The 537-nt window shown below is 56.2% G+C and carries 1 protein-coding gene; it reads left to right on the forward strand.

The window, feature by feature from the left end:
- A partial coding sequence (locus tag RE6C_RS32305) for a hypothetical protein (RefSeq protein ID WP_039963045.1) occupies window positions 1-418 on the forward strand: 418 nt, incomplete at its 5' end.
- Between the last annotated feature and the right edge of the window lie 119 nt (window positions 419-537).

Here is a 537-nt window from a genome sequence, read left to right on the forward strand (position 1 = left end):
CGTTCGCCGACTGATATTACCTACGCCAATCTTTGCTGGATTGCTTGCTTCTTTGGATGGTCTGAACCCATACGAACCTGCTGCGACAAAAACGCAAGCCGAAAACGAACTTCCGCAGGCGAAGGTGTCGCGACCGATCGCACTAACCGCGTTCATTATCGCTTCGTCGTTTGTCCTCACGGCCTACGTGGCTGCCAACTTCTACGCGCGTTCCTACGACCCATGGCTAACCCCACGATTCACGCATTACATGCTGCTTTGGCGTCGGATCGGAACGCCAATGCTACGTCTGATGATGATGCTCGTGCCAAGCGGGTTGTTCCTGGTCTTGTTCCTCCGAGCGACACGACATCGGATAGTTGTTGGGTTTCTGATCGCAGCCATGGTTGCCGCTCCAATCTTGCTAGGTATACCATGAACGGCATCCGCACCGAGCGAGAGAACTGCGGCGAACCATGCGATGATACGGAGCGGCGGTGGTTGCCGCTATGGCAATGGTAGAGTCGCTCGCCGCCGCCCGCATATCGCTACCGTTCC

Origin of the sequence: Rhodopirellula europaea 6C (assembly GCF_000338295.1) — a bacterium.
Lineage (GTDB): Bacteria > Planctomycetota > Planctomycetia > Pirellulales > Pirellulaceae > Rhodopirellula > Rhodopirellula europaea.